The following is a 16,803-nucleotide window of genomic DNA, read 5'->3' on the forward strand; positions in this document are numbered from 1 at the left end:
TCAGGCTGGTGTCGCCTGGGCGTAACAATAGGGACGCGGCGTTTTAGATGAAAGCACGATCCGTTTTGCTCGGCGCGTTCTTGGCGACTTTTGCGGCGGGCGCGGCGGGCGCCCAGGCGCCGGTCGCGCCGCCGTCCGACAAGGATTGCGTCGGTCGCAAGGGAGACGTGCGGCTGATCGTGCAGGTCGGCGCGCTGCGCTCCAACGCCGGGGAGGTGGCCATCACGGTCTATCCGGCCGATCCGGAGCGGTTCCTCGCGCCGCATGGCAAGCTGCTGCGCCAGAGGGTCAAGGCGTCCGCGCCGATGACCCAGGGATGTTTCAACCTGCCGGTCGCCGACGCCTACGCGGTGGAGGTCTATCACGACGCCAACGCCAGCCGCGAGCTCGACCGTAACACCCTGGGGATGCCCACCGAAGGCTACGGATTCTCCAACGACGCGCCGACCCGCTACGCCAGGCCCTCCTACGACGCGGCTCGGTTCATGGTGAAGCCGGGCGACAACACCATCCGGATCAAGATCCGCTATCCGCGCTGATCGACGGCCTCTGTCAGGCTGAAAAGGCCCAGCTCGGCCAGGCCTTCGCGACCGGCCTCGACACCCCTGGCCACGATCCTGACGTCGAAGCCTCCATGGGCTCGGGGCTCGATCTCGATCGCGTTCCAGCGCGCCGGGCCATGGCGGTTGGGACGGGCCGAGGCGGAGGGAACGCCCAGTACGGGGATCGTCGCGCCGTTTGGACCGCGGAGCGCGCCCAACAGCGCCTCGTGGGCATGGCCGTGCAGGACCAGATCCGCGCCGCGGCGCTCCAGCACCGCGTGCAGGGCGTGGCGGTCATCCAGCGCCTTGCGCTTGGAGACGGCCCCCTCGTGCGGCGGATGGTGCAGGACGACGAGGCGGAACAGGTTCGCATAGGCGGGATCGGCCAGGGCTGCGTCCAGTTTCCGCAGCTGATCCTCGCCCAGGCGGCCCGTGGCCAGGTGCGGCGCGGTCGGGACGGCGGAGCAGAGATTGAAGATCGCCACGGGGCCCCGGACGCGCACCTGTGGGAACTGACTTTCGCCCGTGTCGCCCAGCCAGGGGGCCCAGATGGCGAAGCGCTCCTGACCGCCGGCGCCGGCCAGGGCGTCGTGATTGCCGGGGCTGACGGTGAAGTTGGCAGGTTCGCCCAACGATTCCAGCCACTTGCGAGCCGCCGAAATCTCCGTGCGCGAAGCGAAGTTGGTGAGATCGCCGCTAATCACCACATGATCGGGCGCGGCGGCCTTCAGGTCGGCGACCAGCGCCGCCAGCACTTCTGGCCGGTGAACCTTGCGCTTCTTGCGCCAGGCGATGCGGCTGAGGAGGCGCTTGGTGAAGACGTCCTTCCAGCCGAACGCGCCTGGCGGCGGCGGCAGATGGGGGTCGGACAGGTGGGCGATGCGGTAAATGGACAAGATCTTTCGGGGCGTTCTGGTCGAAGCAGCCGAAGCTGCTTATCAATCGGCGCGGGATTCAAGGGGTATATCGGTTCTTGAGCGCTGAAATTCAAAACACGGCCGGCCAGGGGCCTCGGGCCGTGACGGTCGGCCAGGGCGGCGGCCGCATCTGGGGCATGACCTCGGCCGAGCGGCTGTCGCGGATCTACCGGCGTCTTGGCCTGGTCGAGACGCCGGCCGTCGATCTGTCGCACGCGGTGGTCGCCGTCGACGCCGGCTGGGTGTTCGACGAGTCGCTGATCAAGGCCCTGGCGGGCCGCGAAGGCGCGGTCCTGGTCGACGAGACTGGCCGCGCCGTCGCGGCCCACGCGCCGGCTGACCTGGCCTACGCCACCGCCGAGGCCCTGGCCGCCGGGCAGGACCCGTCGAGTCTCGACGCGCGCCTGACCCGCCTGACCGCGCTGGAGCTCGGCTCGGCCTACAACAGCGCCTTGCGCAAGCGCGAGCCGCCGGTGCTGGAGCGCCTGACGCCGGAGACCGTGCGCGCCGTCGAAAAGCGGCTGTTCCAGGGCTCGTACAAGGGTGTGACCGACCTCGTCACCAAGTACGTCTGGCCCGCCCCGGCGCGCGTGGTGACCCGCTGGTGCGCGCTGGCCAAGATGACGCCGAACCAGGTGACCTTCATCGGCTTCCTGCTGACGCTGGCCGCCACCTGGCTGTTCTGGCATGGCGAGTTCGGCTGGGGCCTGGTCTGCGCCTGGATCATGACCTTCCTCGACACGGTCGACGGCAAGTTGGCCCGCGTGACCCTGACCTCGTCCAAGTGGGGCAATGTCTTCGACCATGGCATCGACCTGCTGCACCCGCCGTTCTGGTGGTGGGCCTGGTTCGTCGGCGTCTATGCGGTCGGACAATCCATTCCCTATCCGGCGCTCAGTCTCGCCATCGTCATCGGCGGCTATGTCGCCCAGCGGGTGGAGGAGGGGATCTTCCTGGCCCTGTTCAAGCTGGAGATGCACGCCTGGCGGCCGTTCGACAGCTTCTTCCGCCTGATCACCGCCCGCCGGAACCCGAACCTGATCCTGATGACGGGCTGCGCTCTCGTCGGCCGTCCGGATGTCGGCTTCACGCTGGTGGCGATCTGGACCGCCGTATGCTTCCTGGTGCATGCCGTGCAGATCCTGCAAGGCCTGGCCGCCCCCAAGGGCTCGATCCAGTCGTGGCTGTCGAAATGACGCGCATCGCGGTCATCCGCAATCCGAAGAGCCACGGCAATCGGATGAACCCGCCCGGGCCGACGCCCGAGGGGGTGCGGCTGGCCGAGCCTTTCGGGCGTGACGCCTTGCGGACCGTGCTCGAGGACTTCGCCCGCGAGGGCCTGGACCTGCTGGTGATCGACGGCGGCGACGGCACGGTGCGCGACGTCATCAGCCTTCTGCCGCACACCTTCGGCGAGGACCTGCCGCTGCTGGCGGTGCTGCCGTCGGGCAAGACCAACGTCCTGGCGATCGACCTGGGCGCCCAGCGCGAATGGCGGCTGGAGGAGGCGCTGAACGCGGCCCGCCAGGCCGAGCCGCGGATCAAGGAGCGGCCGCCGCTGCGGATCAGCTGGACCGATGGCCATCGTCCGTGCCTGCAGGGCTTCTTCTTTGGCGTGGGGGCGCTGGTGAAGGCGACGAACCTGTCCCAGAAGGTTCACAAGGTCGGCTTCTTCCACAATCTGGCCGTCGGCGTGACGATCGCCACCGCCACCTTCGGCGCCCTGTTCGGCGGCGCGCGGGACGAGTGGCGCGAGGGCGTCCCGGCCCGATTGACGCTGGATGGGCAGGCGCAGCCCGGCGAGGAGCGCTTCGCGGTCGTCGCCACCGCCCTCAAGCGCCTGCCATTCGGCCTGAAGCCCTTCGGGGCGCCGCGCGAGGGGCTGAAGATCCTGGACGTCGATGCGCCGCCCCGCAAGCTGCTCAAGGCCCTGCCGTTGGTGCTCAGCGGCAAGGCCGAGCCGAAGCTCGAAAGCATGGGCTATCGCCGCCGTGACGCCCAGAACGTCGCCCTGGCGGGTTGCGCGCCGTTCGTGCTGGACGGCGAAGTCTTCGAGGGCGGCGAGCTGGTCATCACCCTGGGGCCGGCCCTGAGGTTCCTGGTCGGATGAGCCGCCTGCGCGACCTGGTCGCGGCCGAGCTCGCCACGCCGATCCCCGAGCCGATCGTCGCCTTCGCCCAGTATCTGGCGGGGGTGTTTCCGGATGCGCGGGCGGTGCTGTTCTATGGCTCGATCCTGCGCACGGGGGACCTGTCCGGCGTGCTCGACTACTACGTCCTGACGGAGCGTCCGCCGGCTGGCTGGCGCGGCGTCTTCACCCGCCTGCTGTGGCCGGACGTCAGCTATCACGAGCTGGAGCACGGCGGCGAAACGCTGCGGGCCAAGGTCGCTTCCATGACCCTGGCGCAATTCCAGCGGGCGGTCAGCGGAGCCGGGGCGGACACCACCATCTGGGCTCGCTTCGTCCAGCCGTGCGCCCTGGCGTGGGCGGCGGAAGGCGTTCGGGAGCCGGTTGTCGACGCGGTCGCCGAGGCCTGCCAGACCGCCGCCCGCTTCGCCCAGGCGCTGGGACCGGAGGGCGGCGCGCCGCGGGCGCTCTGGACCGCCCTGTTCCAGGAGACCTACAAGGCCGAGCTGCGCGTCGAGAAGGCGGGACGAGAGGCCTCGATCCTCGCCTATGATCCCGAACGCTATGATCACGTCATGACGGCGGTCCTGGAGGATCAGGGCGGGCCGCTGGAGGCGAGGGCGAGAACCCGCCTCCGCAAGGCGTGGACGCCCCGCAAATGGCTGGGTAAGCCGCTGAACGTGGCGCGGCTCATCAAGGCGGCCTTCACCTTCCAGGGCGCTTCCCGCTACGCCGCGTGGAAGATCGTGCGCCACACGGGCGTGAAGATCGAGGTCACGCCCTGGCGCGAGCGCCATCCGATCCTCTCGGCGCCCGGAGTCCTGCTGAAGGTCTGGAAGGGGCGGCGGAAGGCGCCCTGAGCTCCAAACAAAAACGCCCGGGCCTGGACCCGGGCGTTGTCGCTTTCAGCGATGAGACCGCTATCAGGCGCGAGCGCGCTTAAGCGGCGCGATCACGCCCAGGGCCGCGCCGATTTCGGCGAAGGTCTTGAGGACCGCGTCGATCTGCTCGTCGGTGTGAGCGGCGCTGACGCTGGCGCGCAGCAGCGGACGGCTGTCCGGCGTGGCGGGCGGCAGGGCCAGGTTCAGGTAGACGCCGGCGTGCAGCAGGGCGTTCCACATGGCGATGGCGCGTTCCTGGTCCGGCATGGTCGTGGCGACCACCGGGCTGGCCGTCGGGCCGGTGTGGAAGCCCAGCGAGGTCAGGCCGTCATACAGGCGCTTGGCGTTGTGGTTCAGGCGGTCGCGCAGCTGCGGCTGCTCGATCATGCGACGCAGAGCCGTGATGGTCGAGGCGACCACGGCCGGCGGCAGCGAGGCGGTGAACATGTAGGGCCGGCAGACGACGCGCATGACGTCGAAATCGTCCAGGTTCGACACGCAGAAGCCGCCAATGGCGCCCAGGCTCTTGGAGAAGGTGCCGACGATGAAGTCGACGTCGTCTTCCACGCCCGCGGCTTCGGCCAGGCCCCGACCGGTCGCGCCGAGCACGCCCATCGAGTGGGCTTCGTCGACCAGCAGGTAGCCGCCCAGCTCGCGCTTCACGGCGGCGATTTCCTTCAGCGGCGCGACGTCGCCGATCATCGAATAGACGCCCTCGACCACGATCAGGCGCTCGCCCGGCGCATCGCCCAGGCGACGCAGGCGCTTGGCCAGGTCTTCGGGATCGTTGTGGCGGAAGCGAATGACTTCGGCCTGGCCCAGACGCGAGGCGTCGTAGATCGAGGCGTGGCTGTCGGCGTCCAGGATCAGGTGGTCGCCGCGGCCGACCAGGGTCGACAGCACGCCCAGATTGGCCTGGTAGCCGGTCGTGAAGACCATGGCGTGCTTGCGGCCGTAGAACTTGGCCAGGTCCTGCTCGAGCTCGACGTGGGCCTCGAAGCTGCCGTTGGCGATGCGCGAACCGGTCGTGCCGGTGCCGCGCTCCTGGACCGCCTTGACCGAAGCGGCGATGGCTTCCTCGTCAAACGTCAGGCCCAGATAGTTGTTGGTGCCGAGCAGGATGGTCGGTCGCCCATCGACAACGCCCTCGGTCGGCGAATGCACCGCGTCGAAACGGACCTTGAAGGGGTCGGCGCCGGCGTCCTGGATGGCCTTGTACGCATCGCGATAGGCCAGGTGCTTATCAAATAGCCCCATTAGTTAAGCCCTAGTCCGGAGATCGTTGATCAGTTTGGAAAGGTCGCCGGCGGTCTCGACGGAGGCCAGGCGATCGAGCGGGATGGAGATGTCGAAGGTGTCCTCGAGCTCCATGATGATGTTCATCAGGGCCAGGGAGTCCACGGCGAGATCACGGCCGATGTGCGACTCGGCGCGGACCTCGACGGGCCGCCCCAGAACCTTGCTTGCCGCCACCCCGATCTCGCGCAAGCTGAGATCCGTCACCGTTTCCATTCTAAATCAAACCTCCGGGAGCCCCACCCGTGACACTACTGTAACGGCGAGTCTGTCAGATAGCCGCCTCATTTGCGTGTGGCGACAGAATTTTAGGGCAGCCAGCCCTGCTTTCGGTACCAGTCGACGGTGTCAGCGAACCCATCGGCCAGGCCGAATACGCTGGGTACTCTCTCCGTCTCCGGAGCGCTAGATGGGGTCCAATCGGCGTGAAGCAACTCCCGCGCCTTTCCTAAGCCGAACACACTCGGCGTCCGGGTGGCGAAAGACCAAGCATCCGCAAGGGCTCCGGCGGCTAGAATGCTCCCGCCGGGAAGCCTTGCCAGGCTTGGGTTTCGGCCCATTGCGGCCGCCGCCGCGCTCATGATTTCCGTCCAAGTGTAACCGTCGCGCCGCACATCCGACAGCTCCACCAGGCCCGAAATCGGGTCCTTGCAGTAGGCCGCGAGCTTCTTCGCCGCGTCGTGGACGTGGATCATGGCCACGCGCGCCGTCGGTGACAAAACAGGCAGAACCGGGCTCGACGCGGCCAGTTTGAAGATCTCCAGGGTCTCGGTGTCGCCCGGCCCATAGATCGCCGGCGGCCGAACGATCAGGGCGTGGGGTGAGTCGGCCAGCACCGCCTCCTCGCCGGCACGCTTGCTGGCGGCGTAGTTCGACAGCGCCGGTTCGCGGGCGGCGTAGCTCGACACCAGGATGAACCGGGCGCCGGCTTCCCGCGCGGCCCGGGCGGCCGCCAGGGCGCCGTCGCTATTGACCGCGTTGAAGCCGTCGAGCGACGCAGCCTTGATCAGGCCGGCGACGTGAACGACCACCTCGGCCCCGCGGCTCAGGCGCTCAAGGGCGCCCGGCGTCCGCAGGTCTCCGGCGACGACCTCGACCTCGACGTCGCGCCACAGCGGATGGATCGGATCGCGCCGGACCAGCACGCGGGGCGTCCAGCCGTCGTCGGCCAGGGCGCGGACCAGATGACGGCCCAGGAAGCCCGTGGCCCCGGTGACGGCGACGACGCCGCCCATCAGTCGCCGTAGCTCCCGGCCAGATAGGCCGCGCGCGCCTTCGAACGGCTGAGCTTGCCCGAAGAGGTCTGCGGCAGGGCGTGGGCGCCGACCAGCTTGACCCTGGCGTCCACGCCATGGCGGGTGCGCAGCAGGGTTGCGACCTGTTCGACGAGGGCCGCGCGGCTGTCGGCGTCGCCGCCGCGCGCCTGGACCAGGACCACGATCTGGTCTTCCGGCTCGGCGGGGATCGCAAACGCGCAGACGTCGCCGCTGCGCAGGCCTTCGATCTCGTGATCGGCCGTCCATTCAAGGTCTTGCGGCCAGATGTTGCGGCCGTTCAGGATGATCAGGTCCTTGGCGCGGCCGGTGATGACGATCTCGCCCTCGATCTTGAACCCGAGGTCACCGGTGTCGAGCCAGCCATCGTCCGACAGGACGCGGGCGGTCTCTTCCGGATTGGCGAAGTAGCCGCTCATGACCGAGGGGCCCTTGGCGAAGATGCGACCGACGCCGCGCTCGGGCAGCACCTGGCCGTCCTCGCCGCGCACCTCCAGGAAGTGGCCTGGCAGGGCGGGGCCGCAGCGGGCGAAGTCGCGGGCGCGCTCGGAGCCTTCCGGGGCGTCGACGGCCAGGGCGTCGCGCTCCAGGCGTTCGACATCGAGCGTCTCGGCCCGCAGGCCCTTGCCCAGCGGAGCCATGGAGAGGGCCAGAGTGGCTTCGGCCATGCCGTAGCTGGCGACGAAAGCCTTGTCCGAGAAGCCGGCGGGGCCGAAGGCCTCGACAAAGGCCTTCAGCGGCGGCATGCGGATCATGTCGCCGCCCAGGCCCGCCTGGCGCCAGTGGCTGAGGTCGTAGGCTTCCAGCGACTGGCCCTGGACGCGGCGGGCGCACAGCTCGTAGCCGAAGGTGGGGCTATAAGCGGTGGTGGCCTTGTTGCGAGAGATCAGGTCGATCCACAGCAGCGGCCGACGAACGAACGCGCCGGTGGGCAGCAGGTCGACCGACATCTGGCAGGCCAGCGGGCTCAGCAGGAAGCCGATCAGGCCCATGTCGTGATAGAGTGGCAGCCACGAGATGGCGCGGTCCTCTGGCCGCACCTGCAGGCCGTCGCGGGTGATCGCCACGCAGTTGGCCATCAGCGCCTTGTGCAGCACCAGAACGCCCGTCGGGGTGCGGGTGCTGCCCGACGAGAACTGCAGGTAGCAGGGATCTTCCGGGGTGATGGTCGGCAGGGCCGCGCCGCCGTCCTCGGGCAGGTCCGCCAGGACGCCGGCGAAGTCGAGCTCCGCGCGCTGGCCGATCTCGGTCACGAAGTCCTTCAGGCCGACCGGACCGATCAGGATCTTGGCCTTGGCCGAGCGCGCCAGGTTGGTGATCTGCTCGATGTAGGCCGCGCGACCGCCCAGCGGGGTCGGCAGGGCCATCGGCGCGGGCAGCAGGCCAGCGTACTGGCAAGCGAAGAAGGCGCGGACGAAGTCGCCGTCGGTCTCGGCCAGAAGCGCGACGCTGTCGCCGACCTTGGCGTCGGTCGCCAGGAGGCGGCGGGCCAGGACCAGGGCGTCCTCGCGCAGCTTGGCGTAGGGCAGGGCCTCGACCAGCTCGCCGCGCAGCGAATAGAGGTTGATCCCCGTCTCGCCGGTCGCGGCGAAATCGAGGGCCTCTGTCAGGGTCGGGAAGTCGGCGAACCGGACGGTGCGGTCAGACGCCGTGGGCGTGATCATACTTGGGGCCTTCATCGTCTTTCGTCGGGCGCGCGGAGTCTTCCTCCGCCGCGAGTCGGGCGAGCCTGCGGCGCGCCATCAAATACATACCGATGGCCATCGCCAAGGCGGATGCGACCAAGGCCGCGCCCGCGCCGGTCAGGCCGAAACGCTGGATCAGCGGAACAAGCGCCGCGAAATAGCAGATCACGACCACCAATCGAACCATCAAGGCGGCGCCGGCGGCGCGCATCGAGACCAGCATCGGTTCCAGCGGCAGGGTCATGACCCCGATCGCGGCGGCGGCGACCTGCCAGTTCATAACGCCGGCGGCCGCGCCATAGGCCTGACCCATCACCGTCTCAAGGATCCAGCGGCCCGCCAGCAGGCTGAGCGCCAGCAAGACCCCGGCGGCGGCGCCGCCGATCAGGGCGATCTGGATCGCCAGCTTGGTCATGGCCTGCTGGCCGCCCGCGGCGCGCATCTTGGCCAGCTCTGGGTAGAGCGCCGGCACCATCAGCCGCGCGGGCTTGGCCATGCCGTCGGCGACCTGTTTACCGATCCGCCAGAACGCCGCCTGGGTTGGACCGAGCAAGGCCCCGACCGCCATGGTCAGGACGTGGGTGAAGCCGACCTCGAGCGTGCCGGAGAAGTTGGTCGACAGGGCGAAGCGCCAGACGCCGGGCAGGCCCTGGCTGGTCGGGCCAAACAGCGAGAACCCATCCAGCAGCCCGCGCTTCTTCAGGTCCCAGATGGCGATGCCGGCGATGTAGAAGAACGAGGCGAAGGTGCCGGCCGCCCAGGCCAGCAGGAAATACTGGATCGGCGCGTGGGTGACGGCGCAGATGGCGCAGCCGATCATCCGCACGAACGAGCTGACGGCCTGCTCGGCGGCCAGGAAGCGGAAGCGGTCGAATAGGCGCAGCAGCCCGACCCCGGTCGCCGAGGTCATCACCCCGATCGACAGGGCGTACAGCGCGCCATAGCCGCTCATCCCCTCGGGCCAGCGCAGCTCCTGCCAGAACAGCCAGGCGCCGACGACGCCCAGACCAACGCCGATGATGCTGCTGATCAGGTCCAGCATCAGCGACAGGCGCAGCACCTGCTGGAACTTGGTCCGCTCGTTCTTCAGCAGCGGATCGGTGCCGTAGGTCAGGACCGTCTGCCAGGACTCGAAGTGCGCCACCTCGCCCAGGAACTGGGCGAAGGCGTTGATGATCACCAGGACGCCCATCGTCTCCTTGCCGAGACTGCGGGCGGTCAGGGCGATGTAGGCGAGGCCGACCACCGCATTGACGACGCGCCCGCTCAGCAGGTGGCCGGCGTTGGCCAGGACGCGCTTGATCGGCGGCGTCGCCTGATTGTCGGCGGTGGTCACGCGGCCGCCTCCAGTCGTCGGGCGATCGCTCGGGCGGCGCGCAGCGACGAGGGCTCGTCGGTGATGTCGAAGGTCTCGACGATCCCCTCGGCCTGCGTCGCCCGGTAGTCGCCATGGCTCAGGAAGGCGTGATCCAGGTCTTGGCTCAAGGTGTCGACGCTCTCCAGCACGGGCCCGTACAGCCAGTGATGGAAGCTGGGGTCGCCCCGCCAGTCGGCGCCGCTGGCGTTGAGGAACAGGCAGGGCTTGGGCGCGCGCAGGAACTCGTAGACCTGGCTGGAGACGTCGCCGAGATAGAGATCCGCCGCGCGCGTATAGGTCATGTCGGCCGCCGCCGGGCCGCCCAGGTCGACGTGGATGCGCGGGTGCTCGGCGAAGCGCTTGAAGACCGCGCGTTCCTCCGGCGAGGCCGTCTCGAATAGGCGGATGTGGGGCGAGAAGATCAGGTTGTGGCGATCGCTGGCCGCGAAGGTCTCTAGCACCCGCCAGCCCCACCTGGGCCAGGAACTGAGCTCGGGATGGAAATGCGGATTGTAGAGCACCACCGGACCGGGCTTTTCGAAGCGCGGCGCGGGGCGCTGAGGCAGGGCGTCGACCAGATCGAATTTCGGATAGCCGACCATGGCGCAGTTCTCGGGCTTGACCCAGCCCTCGCCGACCATTCGGTCGCGTTGCTTGGGGCCGGCCGCCATGACCAGGTCAAAGGCGCGCAGGCGAGGCTCGAAGGGGCCTTCGCGGTCGCCGGCGCCGTGCTGGGTGTAGACCAGGATCGGATGGCGCAGGCCCAAGCGACGCAGCAGCGCAGTCGTCCGTTCTGGGGTGATCACGGCGTCGTAGCGACCGAGCCGCAGGGCGTTGGCGACCAGCATCGGCGCCTTGGGCGGGGCGCCGCCGCCGCCGAACCGACGCATCCATGCGGGCGGCAGCAGAACCAGGGTGATCGGCGCGTCGCCGAGCTCCTTCAGAAGGCTGGCGACATAATCGAGCAGCTCGCGCGTCGTCGCGGCGATCTCGACCCGCAGCCGCGGCCAGCCGCGCGCCATGGCGACGGCCACCGACAGGCTGTGCCAGACCTGATGGTGCTGCGCGATGTAGAGAAAACAGACCCGCGTTTCGGCCACGTCAGGGACGGGGCTCCAGGCGCGTGCGCACGCGGCCGTTCAGGATGACGCGGTCGCCCTTGTCCTTGACGCTGTAGGCGTTGGCGCGGGTGCTGGCGTTCGGGCCCGAGCCCGCCACGCCCGCGTCGCCGCTGACCTCGCCCGTGCGCATGTCGATCAGAGCGCGGGGGGCCTCGAACTCATAGCCCTCGCCATTGGTGATCTTCACGTCCTGGGTCAGAAGCAGGGTGTGGGCGGCTTCGCGATAGACGCCGCTCTGGGCGGTGGCCTGGCTGGCGTCCGCCTGGCCATAGCCGCGGATCAGGGTGGGGGCGTTGAGGCGGACGAGGTCCTCGTCCTTGGCGTCGCGCTCGGCGCGATCGGCGGTGATCAGGAACGGACGACCGTCCTTCAGCACGCCGGTGAAGCGGGGCTTTTCGAGCAGCAGCGGGCTCGAGGACGCTTGGGTCTGCAGCCTGTTGGACGCCAGGCTTCGCCACGAGGCCTGGCCGACGACCGCTGCGCCGACCACGAGCGCGAACACCGCCAGGCCCAGGCGCAGCCGACGGACCGGCGCCCGGCGTCGATTGCGGGCCCGTTCTGCGGCGCTAGGAGTGGGGATGGCGGGGGCGCCTTCGGTCGTGGTGAGCATTTGCGGCCATGGATAGTCCTCCGCCGCCGTTCGCCCAAGACCTTTGTTTCTCCCAGGGGGCCGTACATTGCGGAAAGCGCTGACCGTAGGCTCGGGCTTCGTAATGTATCGACACTCACTGTGCCAATAGGTAGTGTTCTCGCCGCAACCGCGAGGGTGAAGGGCATGAGGATCTCGAAGGTCATAGTCGGCGGGGTCCTGGCTCTTGGACTGAGCGCGGCCGCCGTGTGGTTCTTCCGCTTCGACCTGATCATCCTCTATGCGCGCGCCAAGCAGCCGAGGATCGAGCCCTATCGCGCCATCGCCTGGACCCCGGGGCCGCAGGTCTCGCCGTCGGCGCAGCGCCCGCCCAACGTGGTGTTCATCCTCGCGGACGACCTTGGCTACAACGACATCACGCTGAACGGCGGCGGGGTCGCGGGCGGCGCGGTTCCAACGCCCGCCATTGATTCGATCGCCCGGCAGGGCGTCACCTTCGCTAACGGCTATGCGGGCAACGCCACCTGCGCGCCGTCGCGGGCGGCGATCATGACCGGGCGCTACGCCACGCGCTTCGGCTTCGAGTTCACGCCGACGCCGGTCGCCTTCTCGCGCGTGGTCGGCGGCCATGCGGGCGACCCTCTGCATCCGTCGCGCTTCAACGCCGCCGAGGTCAAGAACACGCCCAAGGACGATAGCACCGAGGCCGTGCCCGCGACCGAGATCACCATCGCCGAGGCGCTGAAGACCCGCGGCTATCACACGGTCCATCTGGGCAAGTGGCACCTGGGCGGGGTGAAGGGCTCGCGGCCCGAGGACCAGGGCTTCGACGAGAGCCTGGGCTTCATGGCCGGCGCCTCGCTGTTCGCGCCGGTCGGCGATCCCTCGGTCGAGGAGTCGCGCCAGGACTTCGATCCGATCGACAAGTTCCTGTGGGGCGCGCTGCCCTATGCCGTCCAGTACAATGGCGGTCCGCTGTTCCATCCGAACCGCTACATGACCGACTACCTGACCGACCAGGCGGTCGCGGCGATCGACGCCAACCGCAACCGTCCGTTCTTCCTCTACCTGGCCTACAACGCCGTCCACACGCCGCTGCAGGCCCCCAAGGCCGACTATGACGCCCTGTCGGGGATCAAGGATCATCGGCTGCGGGTCTATGGCGCCATGGTCCGCAACCTCGATCGCAATGTCGGGCGGGTGCTGCAGGCGCTGAAGGATCGCGGGCTGGACGACAACACCCTGGTGATCTTCACCTCGGACAACGGCGGGGCCAACTATATCGGCCTGCCGGACATCAACCGGCCTTATCGCGGGTGGAAGGCGACGTTTTTCGAGGGCGGGATCAAGGCGCCATTCCTGCTGCGCTGGCCGGCCCAGCTCCCCGCCGGCGCGGTGTATCGCAGTCCCGTCGGCCACGTGGACATCTTCGCCACCGCAGCCGGCGCGGCTGGGGCCAGCCTTCCAAAGGACCGGGTGATCGATGGCGTCGACCTTGTCCCCTTCGTGAAGGGCCAGGCGAGCGGCGACCCGCACAAGGCGATGTACTGGCGCTCGGGACGCTACAAGGTGGTGATGGCCGGCGGCTGGAAGCTGCAGGTGGCCCAGGAGCCGAACAAGGTCTGGCTGTTCGACATGGCCAATGACCCGACCGAGCGCCGGGATCTGGCCAAGGCGCGTCCCGACAAGGTGCGGGAGCTTCAGGCGATCCTCGCTCAGCTTGATAGCCAGATGGTCAAGCCCGCCTGGCCGTCGTTGCTTTCGGGCGCGATCTATGTCGACCACCCGGGCGGCCAACCGGCCAAGCCAAGCGACGAGTACGTCTATTGGGACAATTGAGGCCTTCCTGGGCGCCGGTCGTCGGGATTGTCGGCGCGTTGCTGCTGGCCGCCTGCGGGCAGAAGGGGCCCAAGGCTTGCCTCATCGATCCGCCGACGCCCGATCCGGTCCATCCGGCGGCCGGCATGATCCGGCTGCCGGGCGGTGACTTTCTGATGGGCGGCGCGCCGCTTCGGCCGGAGGAAGGGCCTCCCGCCCCGGTGCATGTGAACCCCTTCTGGATCGACCGGACCGAGGTCACCAACGCCGCCTTCGCGCGCTTCGTCGCCGCCACGGGCTATCGGACGCTGGCCGAGCGCCCCCTGGACCCCGCCCACTATCCGCATCTGTCGGCCCAGCAGCGACGGCCGGCCTCGCTGGTCTTCGTTGGCGCGAAGGCGGCGCGGAGCGACGATCCCTCTCAATGGTGGCGCGTGATCCCGGGCGCGGACTGGCGCCATCCCGACGGCCCCAGCTCGAACCTGCGCGGCAAGGACGCCTGGCCCGTCGTGCATATCGCCTGGCAGGACGCCATGGCCTACGCCCGCTGGCTGGGCCGCGACCTGCCGACCGAGGCGGAGTGGGAGTACGCCGCCCGGGGCGGCCTCGTCGCCAAGCGCTACGCCTGGGGCGACCAGCCACAGGACGCCCGTCATCCTCGCGCCAACACCTGGCAAGGTGTCTTTCCGGCCCAGGACCTGGGCGAGGACGGCTTCAAGGCCAGCGCCGCGCCGGTCGGCTGCTTTCCGCCCAACGGTTACGGCCTCGTCGACATGGCCGGCAATGTCTGGGAGTGGACCAAGGACTGGTTCAAGCCGGGCCTGGAGCCGGCCAGCGTGATCGAGACCGGCGGGCCGCCCGAGATCCGCGCCCTCGACCCTGACGAGCCGAATGTCGCCAAGCACGTGATCAAGGGCGGCTCATTCCTGTGCACGGACGACTACTGCTTCCGCTATCGGCCCGCGGCGCGCACGCCAGGGCCGCCCGACAGCGGCGCCTCGCACATCGGCTTCCGAACGGTGCTGAGGGAGCGCTAGAAGCCAGGCCCCGGCCGCGTCCGGATATTCAGCTGTCCGGCCAGCCCCGCCTTGCGGTGGTGCTCGATGGCGTGCATCTCCGGCGACATCGCCATGGCCTGGAAGGCGGCCAGGGACGGATATTCGGCCAGGGCGACGGCGTCCCAGGGCTCCTCGATCTCGCCGAGCAGCAGCCCGGTGACGGTTCCGCTGTAGCGTATGCGTCCGCCCAGGCCCTCGACCAGCTTGCGAACCGCCTCGCCGTAGCGGGCATAGGCCTCCTTGCCCGAAAGGTCGCTGTCGGAGCCGTCCGGGTACTGCGCCTTGTCGTGGAACTTCAGCAGGTTGACCATCACGAATGGCCCGTCCTCGGGCGCGCCGAAGAATTCGGCGATTTGCGGCGGTTCGGGGAAGACGGCGTTGACGACCTTCATGCCACCGCCTCCGGCTGGGGCAGGGATGCGACGACCTCGTCCAGCAGGGCGGCGATGTCCGTCGGCGCGTCCTCCTGGATGAAGTGCCCGCCCTTCAGCGTCACGGACTTGGATTTCCGGGCCGCCGGCACGCGGGCCTGGAAGATGGCCTCGCCGCCGCGCGTGATCGGATCGGCGTCCGAGAAGGCCGTCAGGAACGGCTTGTCGAAGCGCTCGAGCACCTCCCACGCGGCCTTGTTCTCGGCGATCGAGGCGTGCTCGGGGGTGATCGGCACCAGGGCTGGAAACTGCCGCGCGCCTTCCTTGTAGCTTTCGTCCGGGAAGGGCGCGTCGTAGGCGGCGCGCTCGGCGTCCGACAGGTCGCGCGCCGTTCCTCCGTTCAGGATGAAGCCGATCGGCAGCTCCGGGGCGTTCTGGCTGAAGTTCAGCCAGGCCTCGAAGCCTTCGGTCTTGCCTTGGCCGATCGGCAGGCCGGTGTTGGAGACCACCACGGCGGCGAAGCGCTCGGGGAAGGCCGCCACCAGGCGCAGCCCGATCAGCCCGCCCCAGTCCTGGCAGAACAGGACGATGTCCTTCAGGTCGTTGCGAAGCAGCCAGTCGCTCATCCAGGCCACGTGCCGCTCATAGGTGTAGTCGGCGCGCTTGGCGGGCTTGTCCGAGCGGCCAAAGCCGACGAGGTCGGGCGCGATCGCGCGCCGGCCCTTGGCGACGAGCTCGGCGATCACCTTGCGATAGAGGTAGGCCCAGGACGGCTCGCCGTGCATCAGCAGGACGGGGCGCTGGTCCTTGGGACCTTCCTCGACGTGGTGGATGCGCAGACGCGTGCCGTCCGCGTCGGCGATCTCCGTATAACGGGGGGCGTAGGGCCAGTCGGCCAAGCCTTCGAACCGATCATCTGGCGTTCGCAGAACGTCCATGGCGTCACTCCCTGAGCAGGTCTTCATTATTGACACTTAAAGTGCCAATACATTGCGCTCTGTCAAGGAACCTCGCGCCCCGGTGGCTGGCGATTGTGCTCGTCGGAGGCTAAGCAGGAACCGGGAGGGTCTCGGATTTGGACCGCGCGCATTATCTTCTGCCCCATTCGCTCGCCGATCAGCCTTCCGAGGACGGACGTCGCCGTCGCGGGCAGGACAGCCGCGCCCGGATCGTTCAGGCCATGCTGGACCTGGTCCGGGAGGGCCATGTCTCGCCCTCCGCCGAACTGGTGGCGGACCGCGCGGAGGTCGGCCTGCGCACGGTGTTCCGGCACTTCAAGGATCTCGAGAGCCTCTATCGGGAAATGTCCGGCGTGATCGAGGCCGAGCTGATGGCCTTGGCCGAGACCCCGTTTCGGTCCAACGCCTGGCGCGAGCGGGTGCTTGAACTGGTCGAGCGGCGGGGTTGGGCTTACGAGCGGATCGCGCCCTTCAAGCGCGCCTCGGAGGTTCACAGGCATCAGTCGCAAGCCTTGGCCGAGGACAACGCCAAGTTCGTCGCGGTGACGCGCGACATCCTCAGGCGCGAACTGCCCAGCGCCGTGTCCGGCGACCAAGTCCTTTTCGAAGCCATCGACTTGCTGCTGAGCTTCGACGCCTGGCGACGGCTTCGCCACGACCAGGCGCTTACGCAGGCCGCGACGACGGACGTTTTGAAGCTGATGATCGCGGCGCTGCTTGATCGTGCGACCGGCGCCTGAGGCGTTTCCGGTGTGGGAGCCGGCCGAGGCTGCTCAATTCCCCGGCCGGCGGACAAGCGATGGGAGA

17 protein-coding genes are annotated in these 16,803 nt (G+C 68.9%); 7 read left to right on the forward strand and 10 right to left on the reverse strand.

Annotated features, from left to right (window positions below):
* The first annotated feature begins 47 nt into the window (after positions 1–47).
* A complete protein-coding gene (locus DI526_RS01950) occupies positions 48–539 on the forward strand; it encodes a DUF2141 domain-containing protein (RefSeq protein ID WP_304273472.1) in 492 nt (163 codons plus the stop codon).
* On the opposite strand, the gene DI526_RS01955 is transcribed toward DI526_RS01950, so the two are convergent.
* Complete coding sequence (locus DI526_RS01955) at positions 527–1,438, reverse strand: metallophosphoesterase (protein ID WP_304273475.1); 912 nt, start codon at positions 1,436–1,438, stop codon at positions 527–529. The two genes, DI526_RS01950 and DI526_RS01955, sit on opposite strands and share 13 nt — an antisense overlap.
* Before the next feature lie 77 nt (positions 1,439–1,515).
* Here DI526_RS01955 and DI526_RS01960 point away from each other — a divergent pair, with 77 nt between their 5' ends.
* The 3 genes from DI526_RS01960 to DI526_RS01970 are packed head-to-tail and all read left to right on the forward strand — an operon-like array spanning position 1,516 to position 4,447.
* The gene (locus DI526_RS01960) at positions 1,516–2,655 is read left to right on the forward strand and encodes a CDP-alcohol phosphatidyltransferase family protein (RefSeq protein WP_304273477.1); all 1,140 of its coding nucleotides are present in this window, start codon (positions 1,516–1,518) and stop codon (positions 2,653–2,655) included.
* Complete coding sequence (locus tag DI526_RS01965; RefSeq protein ID WP_304273479.1) at positions 2,574–3,569, forward strand: diacylglycerol kinase family protein; 996 nt, start codon at positions 2,574–2,576, stop codon at positions 3,567–3,569. Before DI526_RS01960 ends, DI526_RS01965 begins: the two co-directional genes overlap by 82 nt.
* Complete coding sequence (locus DI526_RS01970; RefSeq protein WP_304273482.1) at positions 3,566–4,447, forward strand: hypothetical protein; 882 nt, start codon at positions 3,566–3,568, stop codon at positions 4,445–4,447. The genes DI526_RS01965 and DI526_RS01970 overlap by 4 nt, the downstream gene beginning before the upstream one ends.
* Positions 4,448–4,510: 63 nt before the next feature.
* Here the strand turns inward: DI526_RS01970 and spt are convergent, their stop codons facing one another.
* The 7 genes from spt to lptC all read right to left on the reverse strand — a co-directional run bounded on the left by spt (position 4,511) and on the right by lptC (position 11,811).
* Positions 4,511–5,725 carry a serine palmitoyltransferase gene (spt, locus tag DI526_RS01975; protein WP_304273485.1) on the reverse strand — a complete coding sequence of 405 codons (1,215 nt, stop codon included), beginning with the start codon at positions 5,723–5,725 and terminating at the stop codon, positions 4,511–4,513.
* Between the two features lie 3 nt (positions 5,726–5,728).
* Complete coding sequence (locus DI526_RS01980; RefSeq protein WP_013079816.1) at positions 5,729–5,980, reverse strand: acyl carrier protein; 252 nt, start codon at positions 5,978–5,980, stop codon at positions 5,729–5,731.
* A gap of 92 nt (positions 5,981–6,072) precedes the next feature.
* Positions 6,073–6,999, reverse strand: a complete 927-nt coding sequence (cerR, locus tag DI526_RS01985; protein ID WP_304273492.1) for a ceramide reductase — start codon at positions 6,997–6,999, stop codon at positions 6,073–6,075.
* Positions 6,999–8,717 carry a fatty acyl-AMP ligase gene (locus DI526_RS01990; protein ID WP_304273494.1) on the reverse strand — a complete coding sequence of 573 codons (1,719 nt, stop codon included), beginning with the start codon at positions 8,715–8,717 and terminating at the stop codon, positions 6,999–7,001. The genes cerR and DI526_RS01990 overlap by 1 nt, the downstream gene beginning before the upstream one ends.
* Entirely contained in the window at positions 8,680–10,059 is a 1,380-nt protein-coding gene (locus tag DI526_RS01995; protein WP_304273496.1) for a lipopolysaccharide biosynthesis protein, read from the reverse strand. Before DI526_RS01995 ends, DI526_RS01990 begins: the two co-directional genes overlap by 38 nt.
* Positions 10,056–11,180: a glycerophosphotransferase gene (locus DI526_RS02000; RefSeq protein ID WP_304273513.1), complete on the reverse strand. Its 1,125-nt coding sequence runs from the start codon at positions 11,178–11,180 to the stop codon at positions 10,056–10,058. The genes DI526_RS01995 and DI526_RS02000 overlap by 4 nt, the downstream gene beginning before the upstream one ends.
* 1 nt (position 11,181) lies before the next feature.
* Positions 11,182–11,811 carry an LPS export ABC transporter periplasmic protein LptC gene (gene lptC, locus DI526_RS02005; RefSeq protein ID WP_304273515.1) on the reverse strand — a complete coding sequence of 210 codons (630 nt, stop codon included), beginning with the start codon at positions 11,809–11,811 and terminating at the stop codon, positions 11,182–11,184.
* Positions 11,812–11,976: 165 nt separating this feature from the next.
* Here lptC and DI526_RS02010 point away from each other — a divergent pair, with 165 nt between their 5' ends.
* Together DI526_RS02010 and DI526_RS02015 are read left to right on the forward strand one after the other, a co-directional pair.
* Positions 11,977–13,629 carry a sulfatase-like hydrolase/transferase gene (locus tag DI526_RS02010; protein WP_304273517.1) on the forward strand — a complete coding sequence of 551 codons (1,653 nt, stop codon included), beginning with the start codon at positions 11,977–11,979 and terminating at the stop codon, positions 13,627–13,629.
* The gene (locus DI526_RS02015) at positions 13,626–14,645 is read left to right on the forward strand and encodes a lipoprotein (RefSeq protein WP_304273519.1); all 1,020 of its coding nucleotides are present in this window, start codon (positions 13,626–13,628) and stop codon (positions 14,643–14,645) included. The genes DI526_RS02010 and DI526_RS02015 overlap by 4 nt, the downstream gene beginning before the upstream one ends.
* Here the strand turns inward: DI526_RS02015 and DI526_RS02020 are convergent.
* Complete coding sequence (locus tag DI526_RS02020; RefSeq protein WP_304273521.1) at positions 14,642–15,058, reverse strand: DUF1330 domain-containing protein; 417 nt, start codon at positions 15,056–15,058, stop codon at positions 14,642–14,644. The two genes, DI526_RS02015 and DI526_RS02020, sit on opposite strands and share 4 nt — an antisense overlap.
* The gene (locus DI526_RS02025; RefSeq protein ID WP_304273523.1) at positions 15,055–15,975 is read right to left on the reverse strand and encodes a haloalkane dehalogenase; all 921 of its coding nucleotides are present in this window, start codon (positions 15,973–15,975) and stop codon (positions 15,055–15,057) included. The genes DI526_RS02020 and DI526_RS02025 overlap by 4 nt, the downstream gene beginning before the upstream one ends.
* A 137-nt stretch (positions 15,976–16,112) precedes the next feature.
* On the opposite strand from DI526_RS02025, the gene DI526_RS02030 reads away from it, so the two are divergent.
* Positions 16,113–16,736: a TetR/AcrR family transcriptional regulator gene (locus DI526_RS02030; protein ID WP_304273525.1), complete on the forward strand. Its 624-nt coding sequence runs from the start codon at positions 16,113–16,115 to the stop codon at positions 16,734–16,736.
* Positions 16,737–16,803 lie beyond the last annotated feature (67 nt).

Origin of the sequence: Caulobacter segnis, from assembly GCF_003243465.1 — a bacterium.
Taxonomy (GTDB): Bacteria; Pseudomonadota; Alphaproteobacteria; order Caulobacterales; family Caulobacteraceae; genus Caulobacter; species Caulobacter segnis_A.

Bases quoted from the DNA above. Each gene is read 5' to 3' on its own strand.
- lptC (WP_304273515.1), bottom strand. From the start codon at position 11,811: ATGCTCACCACGACCGAAGGCGCCCCCGCCATCCCCACTCCTAGCGCC.
- spt (WP_304273485.1), bottom strand. From the start codon at position 5,725: ATGGGGCTATTTGATAAGCACCTGGCCTATCGCGATGCGTACAAGGCC.
- cerR (WP_304273492.1), bottom strand. From the start codon at position 6,999: ATGGGCGGCGTCGTCGCCGTCACCGGGGCCACGGGCTTCCTGGGCCGT.
- DI526_RS02025 (WP_304273523.1), bottom strand. From the start codon at position 15,975: ATGGACGTTCTGCGAACGCCAGATGATCGGTTCGAAGGCTTGGCCGAC.
- DI526_RS01950 (WP_304273472.1), top strand. From the start codon at position 48: ATGAAAGCACGATCCGTTTTGCTCGGCGCGTTCTTGGCGACTTTTGCG.
- DI526_RS02010 (WP_304273517.1), top strand. From the start codon at position 11,977: ATGAGGATCTCGAAGGTCATAGTCGGCGGGGTCCTGGCTCTTGGACTG.
- DI526_RS01970 (WP_304273482.1), top strand. From the start codon at position 3,566: ATGAGCCGCCTGCGCGACCTGGTCGCGGCCGAGCTCGCCACGCCGATC.
- DI526_RS01990 (WP_304273494.1), bottom strand. From the start codon at position 8,717: ATGAAGGCCCCAAGTATGATCACGCCCACGGCGTCTGACCGCACCGTC.
- DI526_RS02020 (WP_304273521.1), bottom strand. From the start codon at position 15,058: ATGAAGGTCGTCAACGCCGTCTTCCCCGAACCGCCGCAAATCGCCGAA.
- DI526_RS01965 (WP_304273479.1), top strand. From the start codon at position 2,574: ATGCTTCCTGGTGCATGCCGTGCAGATCCTGCAAGGCCTGGCCGCCCC.
- DI526_RS01980 (WP_013079816.1), bottom strand. From the start codon at position 5,980: ATGGAAACGGTGACGGATCTCAGCTTGCGCGAGATCGGGGTGGCGGCA.